Origin of the sequence: Streptomyces sp. NPDC000345, from assembly GCF_042898825.1 — a bacterium.
In the GTDB taxonomy this organism is placed as follows: Bacteria; Actinomycetota; Actinomycetes; order Streptomycetales; family Streptomycetaceae; genus Streptomyces.
Genome location: NZ_JBIAZE010000026.1, coordinates 40162 through 59514, shown reverse-complemented (window position 1 = coordinate 59514; position 19353 = coordinate 40162). Strand labels below are relative to the sequence as shown.

15 protein-coding genes are annotated in these 19353 nt (G+C 71.2%); 4 read left to right on the top strand and 11 right to left on the bottom strand.

The features are described from left to right. Positions 1 to 2 precede the first annotated feature (2 nt). The 4 genes from ACFY30_RS38430 to coxB all read right to left on the bottom strand — a co-directional run bounded on the left by ACFY30_RS38430 (position 3) and on the right by coxB (position 4484). Complete coding sequence (locus ACFY30_RS38430; protein ID WP_390849783.1) at positions 3 to 1265, bottom strand: Ig-like domain-containing protein; 1263 nt, start codon at positions 1263 to 1265, stop codon at positions 3 to 5. A 131-nt stretch (positions 1266 to 1396) separates the two neighbouring features. After that, a complete protein-coding gene (locus ACFY30_RS38425; RefSeq protein WP_390655781.1) occupies positions 1397 to 1795 on the bottom strand; it encodes a cytochrome c oxidase subunit 4 in 399 nt (132 codons plus the stop codon). Then, positions 1792 to 3528 (bottom strand): cytochrome c oxidase subunit I, encoded by a 1737-nt coding sequence (gene ctaD / locus ACFY30_RS38420; RefSeq protein ID WP_390849782.1) that lies wholly within the window; start codon positions 3526 to 3528, stop codon positions 1792 to 1794. The genes ACFY30_RS38425 and ctaD overlap by 4 nt, the downstream gene beginning before the upstream one ends. After that, positions 3525 to 4484, bottom strand: a complete 960-nt coding sequence (coxB, locus tag ACFY30_RS38415) for a cytochrome c oxidase subunit II (RefSeq protein WP_390655779.1) — start codon at positions 4482 to 4484, stop codon at positions 3525 to 3527. The genes ctaD and coxB overlap by 4 nt, the downstream gene beginning before the upstream one ends. A 272-nt stretch (positions 4485 to 4756) precedes the next feature. Between coxB and ACFY30_RS38410 the strand changes: the two genes are divergently transcribed. Then, positions 4757 to 6109, top strand: coding sequence for a cysteine desulfurase/sulfurtransferase TusA family protein (locus ACFY30_RS38410; protein WP_390849781.1), 1353 nt, complete (start codon positions 4757 to 4759; stop codon positions 6107 to 6109). 148 nt (positions 6110 to 6257) lie between these two features. On the opposite strand, the gene ACFY30_RS38405 is transcribed toward ACFY30_RS38410, so the two are convergent. Continuing rightward, on the bottom strand, positions 6258 to 7232 hold the full coding sequence (locus tag ACFY30_RS38405) for a carbohydrate kinase family protein (protein ID WP_390655777.1): 975 nt from the start codon (positions 7230 to 7232) through the stop codon (positions 6258 to 6260). Between the two features lie 130 nt (positions 7233 to 7362). Between ACFY30_RS38405 and ACFY30_RS38400 the strand changes: the two genes are divergently transcribed. Together ACFY30_RS38400 and ACFY30_RS38395 are read left to right on the top strand one after the other, a co-directional pair. Beyond that, complete coding sequence (locus ACFY30_RS38400) at positions 7363 to 7572, top strand: hypothetical protein (protein WP_390849780.1); 210 nt, start codon at positions 7363 to 7365, stop codon at positions 7570 to 7572. A gap of 119 nt (positions 7573 to 7691) precedes the next feature. Next, positions 7692 to 9470 (top strand): hypothetical protein, encoded by a 1779-nt coding sequence (locus tag ACFY30_RS38395; protein WP_390849779.1) that lies wholly within the window; start codon positions 7692 to 7694, stop codon positions 9468 to 9470. 71 nt (positions 9471 to 9541) lie between these two features. On the opposite strand, the gene ACFY30_RS38390 is transcribed toward ACFY30_RS38395, so the two are convergent. Continuing rightward, positions 9542 to 9898, bottom strand: a complete 357-nt coding sequence (locus ACFY30_RS38390) for an iron-sulfur cluster assembly accessory protein (RefSeq protein ID WP_030582488.1) — start codon at positions 9896 to 9898, stop codon at positions 9542 to 9544. 287 nt (positions 9899 to 10185) lie between these two features. Between ACFY30_RS38390 and nadA the strand changes: the two genes are divergently transcribed. Further along, positions 10186 to 11382, top strand: a complete 1197-nt coding sequence (nadA, locus tag ACFY30_RS38385) for a quinolinate synthase NadA (RefSeq protein ID WP_390849778.1) — start codon at positions 10186 to 10188, stop codon at positions 11380 to 11382. Between the two features lie 15 nt (positions 11383 to 11397). Here the strand turns inward: nadA and ACFY30_RS38380 are convergent, their stop codons facing one another. The 5 genes from ACFY30_RS38380 to ACFY30_RS38360 all read right to left on the bottom strand — a co-directional run bounded on the left by ACFY30_RS38380 (position 11398) and on the right by ACFY30_RS38360 (position 19323). Beyond that, positions 11398 to 13623 (bottom strand): serine/threonine-protein kinase, encoded by a 2226-nt coding sequence (locus ACFY30_RS38380; protein WP_390849777.1) that lies wholly within the window; start codon positions 13621 to 13623, stop codon positions 11398 to 11400. A gap of 118 nt (positions 13624 to 13741) precedes the next feature. After that, positions 13742 to 16870: an efflux RND transporter permease subunit gene (locus ACFY30_RS38375; protein WP_390849775.1), complete on the bottom strand. Its 3129-nt coding sequence runs from the start codon at positions 16868 to 16870 to the stop codon at positions 13742 to 13744. Positions 16871 to 17030: 160 nt separating this feature from the next. Then, positions 17031 to 17714 (bottom strand): response regulator, encoded by a 684-nt coding sequence (locus ACFY30_RS38370; protein ID WP_390655771.1) that lies wholly within the window; start codon positions 17712 to 17714, stop codon positions 17031 to 17033. Beyond that, positions 17711 to 18934: a sensor histidine kinase gene (locus tag ACFY30_RS38365; RefSeq protein ID WP_390849774.1), complete on the bottom strand. Its 1224-nt coding sequence runs from the start codon at positions 18932 to 18934 to the stop codon at positions 17711 to 17713. Before ACFY30_RS38365 ends, ACFY30_RS38370 begins: the two co-directional genes overlap by 4 nt. Positions 18935 to 19044: 110 nt before the next feature. Beyond that, the gene (locus ACFY30_RS38360) at positions 19045 to 19323 is read right to left on the bottom strand and encodes a hypothetical protein (RefSeq protein WP_390849773.1); all 279 of its coding nucleotides are present in this window, start codon (positions 19321 to 19323) and stop codon (positions 19045 to 19047) included. Positions 19324 to 19353: the final 30 nt, after the last annotated feature.

The window sequence follows — 19353 nt, the reverse complement described above, 5'->3', positions numbered from 1 at the left end:
GTTCACACCGCGGCCGGCCGGAGCGTGGAGGTGTCCGGCCGGGTCTTCTGGCCGCCCGTGGTCAGCGCGCTGCCGTCGCGCCACTTCGCCCAGTCCACGTTCCAGTCGCCGAAGCCGTTGCCGAACGGCTCCATCGTGCTGCCCTTGCTGTTGATCACCTTGACCACGTCGCCGGGGCGGACGTGGTCGAAGAACCAGGCCGCGTTGGACGTGCTCATGCCGGTGCAGCCGTGGCTGACGTTCTCGTAGCCCTGCGACCCCACCGACCAGGGGGCGGCGTGGACGTACTCGCCGCTCCAGGTCACCCGGGTGGCCCAGTAGACCGGCAGGTCGTACGACTCCGACGAGCCCTCGGCGATGCCCACCGTGGTGCTGCGCATCCGGACGAACTGCTCCTTGCCCAGGACCACCTTGACCCCGTTGCGGGTGTCGAAGCCGGGCTTGCCGGTGGTGACCGGGATGGTGTTGATCACTTCGTCGTTCTTGTAGAACGTCATCGAGTGGGCCGAGGCGTCGGTGACGGCTATGACCCGGTCGCCGATGGCCAGCTTCACGTCCTTCGACGTGGTGCCCCACAGCCGGTCGCCGATCCGGATGCCGCTGAGGTTGCTGTGGGCGCGGATCGTGGCGTGGGCGGGCCAGTACTCCTGGGGGCGGTAGTGGAGTTCCTTGTCGTCCACCCAGTGCCAGGCGCCCTGCACGGCGGGCGTGGAGTCGACCTTGAGGCCGCGTTCGACCACGGCCCGCTGGGCCGGGTCCTTGACGGGCTCGCTCAGCTTGGCGGTGACGGGCTGGCCGACGCCGTAGGTGCCCGGTTCCGGGCCGAACTCGACCGCCAGGCGCTTCTTTCCGCTGGGCTTGCCGGTGTCGAAGGTGATGACCCGGCGGCCGGGCGCGCCGTCGGTGTCCTCGGTGCTCACCCGGACCGTGTAGTGGGCGTCCGCGGCCAGCGGCTCGGTGCTGTGCCAGCGGCTGCCGTCGGCGGAGAGTTCGCCCGCCACGTAGCGGCCTGAGGCGTCCACGGCGGTGACGTCCGTGATGGGCTCGTCGGCGTCCTCCGCGAGGACCTCCAGGGGCTTGTCCGGGTCGGCCTTCTTTCTGCCGTCCCCGTCGGGACCGTTGAAGGAGATCTGGTCGCTCGCGTCGTAGGGGCGTTCGGCGAGGGGGTTGCCGTCCGAGCCGCAGGCGGTGACGGCGCCCGCGCCGAGGGCGATCACCAGCAGCGTGCAGCCGACGACGGTACGGGGGCGGGGTGTGTGGCTCATGGCTTCACGCTAGGGAGCCGCGTCAATCGCGGCGCGCTGGGCGCCACGGATGGAGGACAGGGATTACGGCAGACGAAGGAGCCCGGACCCTCCTTGACGGAGTGTCCGGGCTCCCGTGCGCTCAGCGCGTGCTACTGGGTGCGGTTCTCACCGCGGTAGTACTCGAAGACCCAGCCCCAGATGCCGACCAGGATCAGCGGGGCGGAGAAGTACAGCAGCCACCAGCCGACCGCCACGCCGAGGAAGGCGAGGGCGCCGCCGATGCCGAGCGCCAGCGGCTGCCAGCTGTGCGGGCTGAAGAAGCCCAGCTCGCCGGCGTCGTCCGCGACGTCGGCCTCCTTGTTGTCCTGGGCGCCCGCGTCGACCCGCCGGGCCGTGAAGCCCAGGTAGAAGCCGACCATGATGGCCAGGCCGAAGGCCAGGAAGAGGGCCGTGGTGCCGGCCGGCTCCTTCGACCACACGCCGTAGACGATCGCCATGACGAGCAGGAAGACGCTCAGCCAGATGAACAACCTGCCTTGGACCTTCACTTGCCGGCCTCCTTGCTGCCCGAGACGGCGGGGGCACCGTGACCGGCGTGCTCGAGCTGCTCGAGCGCGGCGATCTCAGGGTGGTGCAGGTCGAACGCGGGGGATTCGCTGCGGATCCGCGGCAGGGTGAGGAAGTTGTGCCGCGGCGGCGGGCAGGAGGTCGCCCACTCCAGGGAGCGGCCGTAGCCCCACGGGTCGTCGACGTTGACCGGCTTGCCGTACTTGGCCGTCTTCCACACGTTGTAGAAGAACGGCAGGATCGACAGACCGAGGATGAACGAGCTGATCGTCGAGATCGTGTTCAGGGCGGTGAAGCCGTCCTGCGCCAGGTAGTCGGCGTAGCGGCGCGGCATGCCCTCGGCGCCCAGCCAGTGCTGGACCAGGAAGGTGCCGTGGAAGCCGATGAACAGCGTCCAGAAGGTGATCTTGCCGAGGCGCTCGTCGAGCATCTTGCCGGTGAACTTAGGCCACCAGAAGTGGAAGCCGGCGAACATCGCGAAGACGACGGTGCCGAAGACGACGTAGTGGAAGTGCGCCACCACGAAGTACGAGTCCGAGATGTGGAAGTCCATCGGAGGCGAGGCCAGGATGACGCCGGTCAGACCGCCGAAGGTGAAGGTGACGAGGAAGCCCGTCGCCCAGAGCATCGGGGTCTCGAAGGACAGCGAGCCCTTCCACATCGTGCCGATCCAGTTGAAGAACTTCACACCGGTCGGGACGGCGATGAGGAACGTCATGAAGGAGAAGAACGGCAGGAGCACGCCACCGGTGACGTACATGTGGTGCGCCCACACCGTCACCGAGAGACCGGCGATGGCGATGGTCGCGGCGATCAGGCCCATGTAGCCGAACATCGGCTTGCGGGAGAAGACCGGGACGATCTCACTGATGATGCCGAAGAACGGCAGGGCGATGATGTACACCTCTGGGTGTCCGAAGAACCAGAAGAGGTGTTGCCACAGCAACGCGCCGCCGTTGGCCGCGTCGAAGACATGGGCACCGAACTTGCGGTCCGCCTCCAGGGCGAACAGCGCGGCCGCCAGGACCGGGAAGGCCAGCAGGACCAGGACACCGGTCAGCAGGACGTTCCACACGAAGATCGGCATGCGGAACATGGTCATGCCCGGCGCGCGCATGCAGATGATCGTGGTGATGAAGTTGACCGAGCCGAGGATGGTGCCGAAGCCGGAGAAGGCCAGACCCATGATCCACATGTCGGCGCCGATGCCCGGGCTGCGGACCGCGTCCGACAGCGGGGAGTAGGCGAACCAGCCGAAGTCGGCCGCACCGTCCGGGGTGAGGAAGCCGCCGACGGCGATCAGCGAGCCGAACAGGTACAGCCAGTAGGCGAACATGTTCAGCCGCGGGAACGCGACGTCGGGAGCGCCGATCTGGAGCGGCATGATCCAGTTCGCGAAGCCGGCGAACAGCGGCGTCGCGAACATCAGCAGCATGATCGTGCCGTGCATCGTGAACGCCTGGTTGAACTGCTCGTTCGACATGAACTGCAGGCCCGGGCGGGCGAGCTCGGCGCGCATGAGGAGCGCCATGACGCCGCCGATGCAGAAGAACGCGAACGACGTGACCAGGTACATCGTACCGATGGTCTTGTGGTCGGTGGTGGTGAGCCACTTGACCACGACATTGCCGGGCTGCTTGCGCCGGACCGGCAGCTCGTTCTCGTAGGAGTCTTCAGCTGCCGCGGCACCCTGGGGTTCGTTGAGGATGCTCACAGGTTGTTCGTCTCCCGGTTCTTCTCATGGGCGGTCTGCTCGATGCCCGCGGGAACGTAACCGGTCTGCCCCTTCTTGGCGAGGTCCTTGAGGTGCTGCTCGTAGCGCTCGGGCGAGACGACCTTCACGTTGAACAGCATCCGCGAGTGGTCGACGCCGCAGAGCTCGGCGCACTTGCCCAGGAAGGTGCCCTCCTTGTTGGGAACCACCTGGAAGGCGTTGGTGTGGCCCGGGATGACGTCCTGCTTCATCAGGAACGGCACCACCCAGAAGGAGTGGATGACGTCACGCGAGGTGAGGACGAAGCGGACCGTCTTGCCCTTGGGGAGCCAGAGGGTCGGGCCCGGGTTGTTGGTCTGCGGGTTCCGCTCACCGGGGACACCGCAGGTGTAGACGCCGCCCGCGTCGGCCGGGAAGTCCTTCTTGTACCGGTCCGGGATCGCGGCCAGGTTCTCGTCGGTCTTCGCGTCACCGGTGGAGCCGTCGACGTTCTCGATGTAGTTGAAGCACCAGCTCCACTGGAAGCCGACCACGTTGACCGTGACGTCGGGCTTCTTCTCGAGGCTGAGGAGCTTCGACTCGTCACGGGCCGTGAAGTAGAACAGCACCGAGACGATGATGATCGGGACCACCGTGTACAGCGCCTCGATGGGCATGTTGTACCGGGTCTGCGGAGGAACTTCGACCTTTGTGCGGCTGCGCCGGTGGAAGAAAGCACTCCACAGGATCAGGCCCCACACCAGCACGCCGGTGGCCAGCGCGGCAGCCCAGGATCCCTGCCACAGGGAGAGGATCCGCGGAGCCTCTTCTGTGACCGGGGTGGGCATGCCAAGGCGGGGGAAGTCCTTGTATGTGCAACCGGTGGCGGTCGCCAGGACCAGGCCCGCGGTCATTGCCTGCAGCAGCTTCCGCCGCATCGGGCGCCGCGGCGAGCGGTCGGAGCCGTTGGGACTCACGTAGCGCCTTCCCGAGAGTCTCGCCCGCGCGGATCGGCTGCGGCCTTCTCGCTGGTCGGTCGCCGCCCTGCGTCGGGCAGGGGTTTGGATGTTTATGCGGACCAAACCCTAGCCGACGCCCTCCGGGGGTTCGCGGGGAGGGTGGGTTACGCGCCGCCGGGTAGCCGAATGCGCCTAATAGCTCGCCGAGTGCGGGTGATTCGGCGCGTGCGGGTGGTTCGTGGTCACTCGCGCAGTTCCCCGCGCCCCTTCCGGGCGCTTAGCGTTGCCGTGTGGTCTACTTCGACGCTGCTTCCGCCGCTCCCCTCCATCCCGTCGCCCGTCAGGCGCTGTTGGCCGCTCTCGACGAGGGGTGGGCGGATCCCGGGCGGCTGTACCGGGAGGGGCGGCGGGCCCGGCTGCTGCTGGACGCCGCCCGGGAGGCCGCGGCGGAGGCCGTCGGGTGCCGGCCGGACGAGCTGGTGTTCACCTCGTCCGGGACACGGGCGGTGCAGACGGGCGTCGCGGGCGTGTTGGCGGGCCGGCGGCGGGCCGGGCGTCACCTGATCGTGTCATCCGTTGAACACTCGTCGGTGCTCCATTCGGCGGAGGCGCACGAGGCGGACGGCGGGACCGTGACGCGGGTGGACGTCGACCGGCTGGGGGCGGTGGACGCCGGGGCGTTCGCGCAGGCCCTGCGGCCGGACACCGCGCTCGCGTGTCTGCAGTCCGCCAACCACGAGGTGGGCACCGAGCAGCCCGTCGCGGCGGTGGCCGAGGCGTGCCGTGCGGCCGGGGTGCCGTTGCTGGTGGACGCGGCGCAGTCGCTCGGGTGGGAGCGGGTGGCCGGGGACTGGTCGGTGCTGACGGCCAGTGCGCACAAGTGGGGCGGGCCGTCGGGGGTCGGGCTGCTCGTGGTGCGCAAGGGCGTGCGGTTCGCGGCGCGGGAGGCGGAGGAGTTCCAGAGCCTGCCGGCGATCGTGGCGGCCGCCGCGTCGCTGCGCGCCGTGCGGGCGGAGGCGGTCCAGGAGGCCGTGCGCCTGCGGGAGCTGACGCAGCGCATCCGGGTCCGGGTGCCCGAACTGGTCCCGGACGTCGAGGTCGTGGGGGATCCGCGGCGGCGGCTGCCGGGGATCGTCACCTTCTCCTGTCTCTACGTCGACGGGGAGGCGCTGCTGCACGAGCTGGACCGGGAGGGGTTCTCGGTGTCGTCGGGGTCGTCCTGCACCAGCAGCACGCTGACGCCGAGCCATGTGCTCCGGGCGATGGGGGTGCTGAGCGAGGGGAACGTGCGGGTGTCGCTGCCCGCCGGGGTGCCCGAGGAGGAGGTGGAGCGGTTCCTCACCGTGCTGCCGGGGGCCGTGGCGGGGGTGCGGGAGAAGCTGGGGGCGCCGTCCGCCGGGGTGGCGGAGCCACGCGCGGACGAGCTGGTCGTGGACGCCCTCGGCAGGCGGTGCCCGATTCCCGTCATCGAGCTGGCGAAGGTCATCGGGGAGGTGCCGGTGGGGGGCACGGTGCGGGTGCTGTCCGACGACGAGGCGGCCCGGCTGGACATTCCGGCGTGGTGCGAGATGCGCGGGCAGGAGTACGTGGGTGAGGAACCGGCGGACCGCGGTGCGGCCTATGTGGTCCGCCGGGTGGCTTAGGGCCCTTCTGATGGATCTCCGTGGGAGAAGGAGCGGCGTCCGGTGCGGCGAGAGTGCGTGCCGGGCGTCGCGACGCCGCGGAGATCCATCAGAAGGGCCCCCTGGAGGGCCTGCCCGGCGGACAGGCCCCGGCGCCGGGTGAGCGGGCTCAGGCGAGGTGCTTCTGGACCTCGGTGGCGGCCTCGTCGCCGTACGCCTTGCGGAAGCGGTCCATGAAGTGGTTGCGCCGCAGCTGGTACTCCTGCGTGCCGACCGTCTCGATGACGAGGGTGGCGAGCATGCAGCCGATCTGGGCGGCGCGCTCCAGGGAGACGTCCCACGCCAGGCCGGAGAGGAAGCCGGCACGGAAGGCGTCGCCGACGCCGGTGGGGTCGGCCTTGCGCTCCTCGTCCGGGCAGCCGACCTCGATCGGGTCCTCGCCGTCGCGCTCGATACGGACGCCGCGCGCGCCGAGGGTGGTGACGCGGTGGCCGACCTTGGCGAGGATCTCGGCGTCGGTCCAGCCGGTCTTGGACTCGATGAGGCCCTTCTCGTACTCGTTGGAGAACAGGTACGTGGCGCCCTCCAGCAGTATCCGGATCTCCTCGCCCTCCATGCGGGCGATCTGCTGGGAGAAGTCGGCGGCGAAGGGGATCGAGCGGGAGCGGCACTCCTCCGTGTGGCGGAGCATCGCCTCCGGGTCGTCGGCGCCGATCAGGACCAGGTCGAGGCCGCCGACGCGGTCGGCGACGGTCTTCAGCTCGATCAGGCGGGCCTCGCTCATGGCGCCCGTGTAGAAGGAGCCGATCTGGTTGTGGTCGGCGTCCGTGGTGCACACGAAGCGGGCCGTGTGCAGGGTCTCGGAGATGCGGACCGACCCGGTGTCCACGCCGTGCCGGTCCAGCCAGGCCCGGTACTCGTCGAAGTCCGCCCCCGCGGCGCCGACCAGGACCGGCCGGGTGCCGAGCTGTCCCATCCCGAAGGCGATGTTCGCGGCCACTCCGCCCCGGCGCACGTCCAGGTTGTCGACCAGGAAGGAGAGCGAGACCGTGTGGAGCCGGTCCGCGACGAGCTGGTCGGCGAAGCGGCCGGGGAACGTCATGAGGTGGTCGGTTGCGATGGAGCCGGTGACTGCGATGCGCACGGCGTGGACTCTCCTGAGGGGAGGGGGATTGACAGTTCACGCTACCCGGTCGCGAGGCGCCACTGAAGCAGCTGAAACTACCCGATAGTAGATCTTTCTTCGCGGGCTCGTGCGTGCTTACGGTTCCGCTATGACGAACCTCGAGTTCCACGCCCCCGCTCCGGCCGACCCCGACGGCGGCCTCGCCTCGCTGCGGGGTGACTGCGCCCGGATGGTTCCGCACTGGGCGGCCCCGGAGAAGATCTCTTCCCGTCCGGTCTCCCCGTCACGCATCCATGGCGTGACCGTCCCTGCGAGGTCCGCGCGACTGCTGGAGGCCATGCCGGACTACGGCAACTAGGGGTTTCTCCTCGGTACGGCGCTCGGAAGGGAACCGTGCGCTCCCCCGGCGCGTCCCATCGCTGTCCCCCGTAGAGGGGATGTGAGGTACGACAGCAGGGCAGCCGAAGGAGCGATGCGGTGAACACCGAGCGACCCGAGAACGACGACGCCGCGCGCGAGCCGGAGAAGTCGGGTTCCGCCGAGCAGACCGAGGAGTCCGCGCCGGCCGAGCAGGTCGCGCCGGCGGAGAGGGCCGAGCAGGCGGAGGAGGCCGAGCAGGCGGAGGAGGCCGAGCAGGTCGCGCCCGCCGAGAAGGCCGAGCAGGCCGAGAAGGTCGCTCCGGCCGGGAAGGCCGACCGGGTCACGGGGGGCGACAGGGCCGAGAAGGCCGAGAACGCCCCGGGGACCGGCAAGGCCGACGAGCCCGCCGCGGCCGACGAGGCGGTACGGGGCCTGGACGAGGGCGGGCCGGCCGATCAGCGTGCCGAGGAGCCCGCCGTCTCCTCCTCCGCGCCTCGGCGGCGGTCGCCCCTCCTCGTCGCCTCCGTCGCCGCCGCCGTGCTGCTGGTCGGGGGCGGTGGCGCGTACCTCAGCGCGCAGGCCGCCGGGGGCTCCGGTGCCGGGGCGCCCTCCGGTGACGGCACTCCCGCGCCGCTCGCGCTGGACGACTACCAGGGGGGCGGTTCCGACGGGGGTACGAACGGCATCGCGCCCGGCGAGCCGAACCCGTACGGCGTCACCTACAAGGCCGAGGGCACGCTCCCCGAGGGCCCCGGTTCCGCGCCCGTCCACTGGGCGAGGGGCGAGGTCGGCAAGGCCGAGGTGACCCGGCTGGCGAAGGCGCTCGGCGTGGACGGGACGCCCGTGGTGGACGGGGAGGCCTGGAAGGTGGGCTCCGGCCAGGACGGCTCGGGTCCGGTGCTGCGGGTGAACCGGCAGGCGCCGGGCATGTGGACGTTCAGCCGGTACGCGCCCGGCACCGACAACTGCAAGGGCGGCATCGCCAAGTGCACCCAGGATCCCGGGGCCCCGGCCGCCGACCCGGTGAGCGAGGCGGCCGCGAAGAAGGCGGCGGCGCCGATCCTCAAGGCCGTGGGGCAGGACGACGCCAAGGTGGACGCGAGCCAGGTCATGGGTGCCCAGCGGGTCGTGAACGCGGACCCGGAGATCGGCGGCCTGCCCACCTACGGCTGGACCACCGGGATCAGCGTCGGCGCCGACGGGGCGGTCATCGGCGGCAACGGGCAGCTGAAGGCGCCGGCCGAGGGGGACACGTACCCCTTGCTGAGCGCCGGGGAGGCCCTGGAGGCGTTGAACGCGGCGCCCGGGAGCGACCACCGGATGGGCATCGGCGGGTGTGCGAGCCCGGTGCCGCTGAAGGACCGGCTGGAGAGCCCGTGCGGCTCGTCGTCCACGGGCGCTCCCCAGGGGGAGACCGTGACGGTCGGGGACGCGGTGCTCGGGCTCGCCCCGCACACCTCGGGCGGACGGCAGGTGCTCGTCCCGTCGTGGCTGTTCGACGTGAAGGGGACGGGGGCCGCGGACGGGTACCGGGTGACCCAGCCGGCGGTCGACCCGGCGTATCTGAAGGCGGCGACGACGCCCGCGCCGAGCGCCAGCTCGGCTCCCCGTGACGTGCAGGTGGACGGCTACACGGCCGAGGGCAGTGAGCTGGTCGTGAGCTTCACCGGCGGGGTGTGCGCCGACTACGAGGCGTCGGCGAAGGAGAGCGGGGACGAGGTGACCGTCACCGTGACCGAGACGCCGTGGCCGGACAAGGTCTGCATCATGATCGCCAAGGAGTACCACCGGACCGTACGGCTCGACGAGCCGCTCGGCAGCCGGAAGGTGGTCGACGCGGACGGCAGGGCCGTGCCGCTGGAGAAGGACGGGGCGCGGCTGCCCGACGTCCAGTAGGCGCCCGGACCACGACGAAGGCGGCGGCCCCCCCGGGAGGGGGCCGCCGCCTTCGTACGCGCCGTCATGGCTTAGCTGAAGGAGTCACCGCAGGCGCAGGAACCGGTCGCGTTCGGGTTGTCGATCGTGAAGCCCTGCTTCTCGATGGTGTCCACGAAGTCGATGGACGCGCCACCCAGGTACGGGGCGCTCATGCGGTCGGTGACGACCTTGACGCCACCGAAGTCCTTGACGACGTCGCCGTCGAGGGAGCGCTCGTCGAAGAAGAGCTGGTAGCGCAGGCCGGAGCAGCCGCCGGGCTGCACGGCGACACGCAGGGCCAGGTCGTCACGGCCTTCCTGGTCGAGCAGGGCCTTGACCTTCGCCGCCGCGGCGTCGGACAGGATGATGCCGTCGGTGACGGTGCTGGTCTCGTCCGATACGGACATCTACATCTCTCCCGGGTTGTACGGAGACTGCTTGCCGACGGTTGCAACCGACGGGGCCGCGGATTCATTCCGGGCCGGGCACTTTCTCTTTCGTCTGTTCCTTCATGCTCGCACACCGGCGGCGAAGCGAACAGCGACCGCCCGGGCCGCCCGCCGGCGGGCCGTGCCGCTCTCCGTGGCGGGACCGGGATTCATGTCACATCGACGCGATGACCATCGTCAAAGTGACACGAAGCAAGCTATCATAGATAGCGTCAGATCGACGAAAAGTAGAAAGGGTGCGTGTCGTGACCACCGCCCAGACCACGGAGCTCGACGTACAGCCGACTCCGCTCGCCCTGTTGCTGCTCGGCCGTGAGGCCGACCCGAAGAGCGAGCGGGGTGTCGAGTGCCCCGGCGACCTGCCCTCGCCCTCCGACCCGGACCTGGTCGAGCGCGCCCGCGCGGCCAAGGAGAAGCTCGGTGACAAGGTCTTCGTGCTCGGCCACCACTACCAGCGCGACGAGGTCATCCAGTTCGCCGACGTCACGGGCGACTCCTTCAAGCTGGCCCGGGACGCGGCCGCCCGCCCGGAGGCCGAGTACATCGTGTTCTGCGGTGTGCACTTCATGGCCGAGTCCGCCGACATCCTGACCTCGGACGACCAGAAGGTGGTCCTCCCCGACCTCGCCGCCGGCTGCTCGATGGCCGACATGGCGACGGCCGAGCAGGTCGCCGAGTGCTGGGACGTGCTGACCGAGGCCGGCATAGCCGAGCAGGTCGTGCCCGTCTCGTACATGAACTCGTCCGCGGACATCAAGGCGTTCACGGGCAAGCACGGCGGCACGATCTGCACCTCCTCCAACGCCCGGCGCGCCCTGGAGTGGGCGTTCCAGCAGGGCGAGCCCTCGACGACGAAGGTGCTGTTCCTGCCGGACCAGCACCTGGGCCGCAACACGGCCGTCCGGGACATGGGCATGTCCCTGGAGGACTGCGTCGTCTACAACCCGCACAAGCCGAACGGCGGGCTGACCGCCGAGCAGCTGCGCGACGCGAAGATGATCCTGTGGCGCGGTCACTGCTCGGTGCACGGCCGCTTCAGCCTGGAGTCGGTCGAGGACGTCCGCGCCCGCATCCCCGGCGTGAACGTGCTGGTGCACCCCGAGTGCAAGCACGAGGTCGTGGCGGCGGCGGACCACGTCGGCTCGACGGAGTACATCATCAAGGCGCTGGAGGCGGCCCCGGCCGGCTCGAAGTGGGCCATCGGCACCGAGCTGAACCTGGTGCGCCGCCTGGCGAACCGTTTCGCGCCCGAGGGCAAGGAGATCGTCTTCCTCGACAAGACGGTCTGCTTCTGCTCGACCATGAACCGCATCGACCTCCCCCACCTGGTCTGGGCCCTGGAGTCCCTCGCCGAGGGCAAGCTGGTCAACCGCATCGAGGTCGACAAGGAGACCGAGGCCTTCGCCAAGCTGGCCCTGGAGCGGATGCTGGCGCTGCCGTAACCTCCGGCACCCGCCTCACCCCGAGTCGGGCTTGCGCTCGGGGTGGGCGGGGTCGAGACCGAAGACGGTGCCGTCGGGGACCAGCACCACCAGGGCGCCCTCGTCCGGGAAGACCTTCGACGCGTAGGGAACGCCGACGACCTGGTCGGCCCTCGGGGAGGACTCCCACAGCAGGGTGCCCTCGCCGGCGTCGAGGGCGGCGACCCGCCCGCTGGCGCTGGACACGTACACCGTGCGCCCCTGGTCGTCGGCGACCGGCGTGCCGGGCTGCTGCAGTGTCGTCGAGGTCTGCCACAGCAGCTCGCCCGTCCTGGGCGAGACGGCGGTCGTCCGCCCGCTGGAGGAGGCGAACAGGAGCACACCGTGCACCAGGGCCGCCTCCCCGCGCGGGCTGCCCTCCAGTGTCCTCTTCGTCCGCACGGTCCCGGTGTCCGGGTCGATCAGCAGCACGTGGGTGTATGCCGTCTCCGCGGCGCTCACGGAGTCCTGGTCGGCGTACTCCGCGAAGACCAGGTCACCGTCCAAGGTGCCGAGTTGAACACCGTTGACGCCCGGGACCTCCGCCCGCCGCATGGTGCCGTCGTCCGGGTCGATGGCGAGGAGCACGTCGTCGACGCCCTCCTGCCCCAGGTCGGTGCATGCCGCGTACGGGCGGCCGTCGACGTCGAGGAACTCACAGCCGTAGCCGGACGGGAGGGTCGCGGTCCAGCGCGCCTTGCCGTCCCGCGGCGACCGGGCGGTCATGCGGTCGCCGTCCGGGGTCAGGACCAGGTCGCCGACGACGGCCGCCTCGAAGCCGTTCCCGTGCACGGGGCGTGACCACAGCCGCTTGCCGCTCTCGGCGTCGAGGGCGACGACACTGATCGTCTCGCCGTCCCGCTCGTCGTTCATGACCCCCTGGGTGTGCAGCAGCACCCCGTCGACCACCCCGAGCATCGCGCTGCTGTAGGCCTCACGCTCCACCCCCGGCGGCTGGGAGTCCGACCGCCACGCGATCCTGCCCGTCACGCCGTCCACGCGGACCGGGAGAGTCCCGTCTCCCCCGCAGTAGAGGGATCCCCCGCCCATCTCGCAGGACAGCGGACCGCCGTTGGCCGCCCCTCCGCCTCCGCCCTCCAGCGCCTTGGCCACCCCGCTCTCGGCAGTCCCGTACACGGTCGTCCGCCAGGGCCGCCAGCCGTCGGGAAGGGTGCCCCACCGGCCGGCCCGGGACGTCTGCTCGCTCCGGCTGTCCGGCAGCCCCGGTCCGAGGAGCAGGTAGGCCGTCAGTGCGAGGGCCAGCGCGCCGACCGCGCCGGTCGCGGTCAGCAGGGAGCGACGGGTACGGCCGGGGCGGCTGGAGACCGCCGGACGGGCCGCGCTGCCGGCCCGTCCGGCGGTCTCGTCCGACGCGTCCGGGCCCAGTGTCACGGTGGGCAGGTCGCCCGGGGACGCTTCGGGCAGGGCGGCCGCGAAGTCCCGTGCCAGTTCGTCGAGTTCCGGTCGCTTCCCCGCCTCCTTGGCCAGGCAGCGCTCCAGGATCTCCCGCAGCGGCTGCCCCACGCCGTCCAGCACGGGATCGTCGTGGACCACCCGGTAGGCCGTCAGATAGGGGCTGTCGGCGTCGAAGGGACCTCGCCCGGTCGTGACGTACACCAGCAGTGCGCCGAGCGAGAAGACGTCCGAGGCCGGGCCGACGGTGCGGGCGTCGGTGAGTTGTTCCGGGGACATGAAGGGCGGGGTGCCGATCATCTGGCCGGTCTCGGTCAGGGTGTGGTTCTCCGCCGCGCGGGAGATGCCGAAGTCGATGACGCGGGGGCCGTCCTCGGCCATCAGGACGTTCGCCGGTTTCAGGTCCCGGTGCACCACCCCGGCCCGGTGGATGTCACGCAGCGCCTCCACCAGCCCGAGGGCGAGGCGGCGCAGGTCGCCGCCCTTCAGCTGGCCCCGGTCCCGCAGTCGCTGGGCGAGGGAGCGTCCGGGCACGTACTGCGTGGCCATCCAGGGCCGTGCGGCCTCCGGGTCGGCGTCGACGACGGGTGCGGTGAAGGCTCCGCTCACCCGGCGGACGGCCTCGATCTCCTGGCGGAACCGGGTGCGGAAGACGGCGTCCTCGGCGTACTGGGCGTGCACCACCTTGACGGCGACATCCCGTCCCGACCGCGATCTGCCCCGGTAGACGACCCCCATGCCCCCGGCTCCCAACCGGTCGACCAGCTTGTACCCGCCGACCGACCTCGGGTCGTCCCTGTGCAGCGGCACGGCCGAACCCCCTTCCCCCGTCGAGCAGTTCGAGCCACAGGATACGTAACGACGACGACGGCCGGGCTCCCGGACCCTTCGAGGTCCCAGAACCCGGCCGCCGTGAACTCACGGTCCGTCAGACGTTCGCCGGTTCCGGCTCGTCCGAGGCCGGGGTGACGTCGGCGGAGCCGCCCGCCTTCTTCTCCCGCTTCGCCGCCCGCTTCTTCGCGCGCCGTTCCTTGCGCAGTTCGAGCATCGCGTAGAGCGTCGGGACGAGGAGCAGGGTGAGCAGCGTCGAGGTGATCAGACCGCCGATCACGACCACCGCCAGCGGCTGGGCGATGAAGCCGCCCTCGCCGGTGACGCCCAGTGCCATCGGGAGCAGGGCGAAGATGGTGGCGAGCGCGGTCATGAGGATGGGGCGCAGACGGTGCCGGCCGCCCTCGACCACGGCCTCCACGACGCCGTAACCCTGCTTGCGGTACTGGTTGATGAGGTCGATCAGCACGATCGCGTTGGTCACCACGATGCCGATGAGCATCAGCATGCCGATCATCGCCGGGACGCCCATCGGGGTGCCGGTGGCGAGGAGCAGGCCGATCGCGCCGGTCGCCGCGAACGGGACGGAGACCAGCAGGATCAGCGGCTGGGCGAGCGACCGGAAGGTCGCGACCAGCAGCATGAAGACGATCGCGATGGCCGCCAGCATCGCCAGGCCGAGGTTGGCGAAGGCGTCGTCCTGGTCCTGGCTGACACCGCCGATCTCCGCCGTGGCACCGGCCGGCAGCTTCAGGGCATCGATCTCGGACTGGAGCTCGGTGCTCACCGCGCCCGTGTTGTCGCCGGTCGGGCGGGCGGTGACGGTCGCCGCGCGCTGCCCGTCGATCCGGGTCATCGACACGGGCCCGTCGACCAGTTCGACGGTCGCGATGTCACCGAGCCGCACCGGGCCGAGGCGCAGCGCCTTGAGCTGGGCGAGGGTCTCGGCGGGCTTCGCCGACCGGATGACGACGTCACGCTCGGTGTCGTCGAGGACCGCCTTCGCCGCCGTCGTCCCGCGCACGGCCTGGGTGACCGCCGCGCCCAGCGTCTGCTCGTCGAACCCGGCCGCCGCGGCCTTGGAGTTGGCCGTGACCGAGATGCGCGGCACGCTCTGCGAGAGGTCGCTGGTGACGTCGGTGACGTGGTCCAGCCCGGCGACGGCCTTGCGGACCTGCTCGGACGCGGTGCGCAGGACACCCGCGTCGGAGGCCTTCACGACGACGCTCAGGTCCTGGCTGCCGAAGCCGTCACCGGCGGCGACGGTGGTGGTGCCGATGCCGTCGAGCTTGCGCAGCCCGTCCTCGATCCGGTCCTGGACGTCCTCGTAGGACGCCGAGTCCTCCAGCATCACCTGGTACGACGCCTGGTTGGTGTCCGTGCCGCCGCCGAAGGCCGCCATGAAGCCGGAGGAACCGACCGTGACCTGGTAGTCCCGCACGCCCTCGGTGCCGGCGAGCAGCCGCTCGACCTTCCTGGCCCGGGCGTCGGTCGCGGCGAGGCTGGTGCCGGGCTTCAGTTCCTGCTTGACCGTCAGGACCTGCTGCTCGCCCTGGTCGAAGAAGTTGGTCTTCAGCAGGGGTGCCATGCCGAAGGTGCCGAGCAGCACGACGACCGCGAGGGCCACGCTGGTCAGCCGGCGCCGGGTCGCGAACCGCAGGACGGGGACGTAGAAGCGCTGCAGACGGCTCCTCGCCTCCTTCTCCTCGGCCGCGCGGCGGGCTTCCTCGGAGTCCTCGGGGGTGCCCTTGGGGGCCCGCAGGAACCAGAACGACAGGACGGGCACGACCGTCAGCGAGACCAGCAGGGACGCCAGCAGGGCCGCCGTGACGGTGAGGCTGAACGCGCCGAACAGGGCGCCCACCATGCCGCCGACCAAGCCGATCGGCAGGAACACGGCGACCGTGGTGAGGGTGGAGGAGGTGACCGCGCCGGCCACCTCCTGGACGGCCGTGATGATCGCCGTGCGGCGTTCCTCGCCGTAGCCGAGGTGGCGCTTGATGTTCTCCAGGACGACGATCGAGTCGTCGACGACCCGGCCGATCGCGATGGTCAGCGCGCCCAGGGTCAGCATGTTGAGCGACAGGTCGCGGGTCCACAGGACGATCAGGGCGAGCACCACGGACAGCGGGATGGAGACCGCCGTGACCAGCGTCGAGCGGACCGACGCCAGGAAGACCAGGATGACGAGGACCGCGAAGAGCAGGCCGAGCGCGCCCTCGGTCGTCAGGCCGTCGATGGCCTTGGAGACGGCCGGGCCCTGGTCGCTGACGACGGTGATCGTGGCGCCGGAGCCGAGGTCCGCGCGCAGGTCCGGCAGCAGGTCCTCGACGGCGTTGGAGATGGCGACCGCGCTGCCGTCGTGGTCCATGGTGACCATCACGGCGAGGCTGGGCTCGCCGTTCGTGCGGGTGAGGGAGTCGGCCCGGGCCTCCTCCTGCTTCACCGCGGCCACGTCACCGAGACGGACCGGCTTGCCGCCGCCGGCGCCGGGGATCCGCAGGTCCTCGATCTGCTGGACGGAGGTGTAGCCGCCGCCGACCCGTACGGTCCGGTTGCTGCCCGCCTCGTCGAAGGCGCCGGCCGGGACGGTCGCGCCGCCCGCCTGCAGGGCCTGGGCGAGGGACTGCGTGGTCAGGCCGGCCTTCGCGAGCTTCGCGTCGGCCGGGGTGACGGTGACCTGAAGGTCGCGGACGCCGGTGACGGTGACCTGGCCGACGCCGTCGATGTCCTTCAGGGCGGGCACCACGGTGGTGTCGAGCTGGTCGGCGAGCGCCTGCTGGTCCCGGCCGGAGGTGACCGCGAGGACCACGGTGGGCATGTCGTCCGTGGAACCGGCGACGACCTGCGGGTCCACGGAGTCCGGAAGCTGGACGCGGGCCCGGTTGACGGCCAGCTGGACGTCGGCGACCAGCTGCTCGGTGTCGTTGCCGTAGTCGAAGGACGCCACGATGAGGGCGTTGCCCTCGCTCGCGGTGGAGGTGACGCCGGTGATGCCGTCGACGCCCTCGAGGTTGTCCTCGATCGGCTCGATCACCTGCTTCTCGACGACGTCGGGCGAGGCGCCCTGGTAGGGCGCGAGCACGGAGACCATCGGCAGTTCGATGGTGGGCAGCAGCTGCTGCTTGAGCTGGGGGATGGCGATCGCGCCGAAGACCAGCGCGACGAGGGACATCAGGCCTATCAGGGCCCGTTGGGCGAGGCTGAACCTGGACAGCCAGGACATGGGTTACGGATCTCTCTTCTGTGAGCGGCAGAAGCGGGTGCGAAGGCACAGATGAGCGCCGACCCCTACACCCTGAGCCATCGCCGCGCCCCGATCCGTAAGCCCCAGGTCCATTTCCTTATCCGGCTCATACTCCGGCCGCAGTACGGGCGGGCGGGGCTCAGTCCACCCTCGGGCGTACCAGCCCGGACTCGTAGGCGATCACCACGAGCTGCGCCCGGTCGCGGGCGCCCAGCTTGGCCATGGCCCGGTTGACGTGCGTCTTCACGGTCAGCGGGCTGACCTCCAGGCGTTCGGCGATCTCGTCGTTGGAGTGGCCGCCGGCGACCTGGACGAGCACCTCCCGCTCGCGCACGGTGAGCGCGGCGAGGCGCTCCTCGCGGGCGGGGTCGCGGTCGTCGCCCAGCGCGTCGCCCTGGGCGAGGAAGCGGGCGATCAGGCCCTTGGTGGCGGCCGGGGAGAGCAGGGCCTCGCCGCCGGCGGCGATCCGGATCGCGTTCAGCAGCTCCTCCGGCTCGCTGCCCTTGCCGAGGAACCCGGAGGCGCCCGCGCGCAGCGACTGCACCACGTAGTCGTCGACCTCGAAGGTCGTCAGGATCACCACCCGGACGTGGGCGAGATCCGGGTCGGCGCTGATCAGCCGGGTCGCGGCGAGACCGTCCGTGCCGGGCATCCGGATGTCCATCAGCACGACGTCGGGGCCCTCCTGCCGGGCCAGCCGCACCGCCTCCGCCCCGTCGGACGCCTCGCCGACCACCTCCATGTCGGACTCGGAGTCGACGAGCACCCGGAACGCGCTGCGCAGCAGCGCCTGGTCGTCGGCGAGCAGGACACGGATGGTCATACGGGGTCCTCGGCTGTGCGGGTGCGGGTCTTGACCGGCAGGATGGCATGCACGCGGAAGCCGCCCCCGTAGCGGGGACCGGTGGTGAGGGTGCCCCGCAGGGCGGTGACGCGTTCCCGCATGCCGAGGAGGCCGTGTCCGCCCCCGGTCACCGGGGTCTCCTCGGTCGCGGGGCGGCCGTCGTCGAGGACCGTGATCTCGATGTGGGGTCCCACGCGTACGACGCTGACCTCGGCCTTGGCGTCCGGTCCCGCGTGCTTCTGGACATTGGTGAGGGCCTCCTGGACGACCCGGTAGGCGGCCAGGTCGACGGCGGCGGGGAGCGCCGTGTCCTGGTCGCAGCGGGCCACCTCGACCTGGAGGCCGGCGCTGCGGAAGGTGCCGGCCAGCTCGTCGAGGCGGTCCAGGCCCGGGGCCGGTTCGGTGGGGGCCTCCGGGTCGCCGGACTGCCGCAGCAGGCCGACGGTGGCGCGCAGTTCGTTGAGCGCGGAGCGGCTGGCCTCGCGGACGTGCGCGAGGGCCTCCTTGGCCTGGTCGGGCCGCTTGTCCATGACGTGCGCGGCGACGCCGGCCTGGACGTTGACCAGGGCGATGTGGTGCGCGACCACGTCGTGCAGGTCGCGGGCGATGCGCAGGCGCTCCTCGGCGACCCGGCGGCGCGCCTCCTCCTCGCGGGTGCGTTCGGCCCGCTCGGCGCGGTCCCGGATGGCCTGGACGACGGCCCGGCGGCTGCGGACGGCGTCCCCGGCGGTGGCGCCGATGCCGGTCCAGGCGAGGATGCCGAGGTTCTCCTGGGCGTACCAGGGCAGCGGGCCCGCGAGCATCGCCGCGCTGGTGAGGGCCGTCATGGTGAGCAGGCCGGCGCGCACCGTGGTGGGTCGGTCGGTGGTGGCGGCGACGGTGAAGAGGGCGACGACGGCGGCCATGGCCACGGGGGCGCGGGGGTCGCCGGTGACGCACTCGACGACGGAGAGGGTGCCGGTGACGGCGAGGACCGTCATGGGCGCGCTGCGGCGGAAGACGAGGGCGACGGCGCCGAGGGTCATCAGCAGAAGGCTGAGGGGGTCGGGGGTGCGGACGCTCCAGCTGACGGAGTGGCCGCTGTGGGGGTCGACGAAGGAGCCGGCCAGCATGCACAGGAGGACGCCCGCCGCGAGAGCCGCGTCCAGGGCCAGGGGGTGAGCCTGCAGCTGGCGCCGGGCTCGGGCGAGGGGGGTCACTTGTCTGGTTACCGTCGCTTTCCCTGCCGTAGCCGGGGGCTGCCGCCCCCGGACCCCCGCTTCGGCCCGGAACGGGCCCCGTCCTCACCCGCCGGACGGGCCGGGTGATCTCACCCCGGGATCAGCCCGCCGTCGCTCAGCATCGACCGGACCTCCTCCAGTGTCGCGTCCGGGGACGGGAGGATCAGTTCCGACGGTTCGAGGGATTCGTCCGGCAGCGGCTCGCCGAGGCGGCGGACCGCGTCCAGCAGGGCACCGAGGGTGCGCTGGAAGCCGGACGCGTCGCCGCCCTCCATCTCCGCCAGCAGTTCGTCGTCCAGCTTGTTCAGCTCGGCGAAGTGGGAGTCGGCCAGCACCCACTGGCCCTCCCCCATGATCCGCACGATCATGTCGGCCCTCCTCGGCTCCGGTTCCCGGCG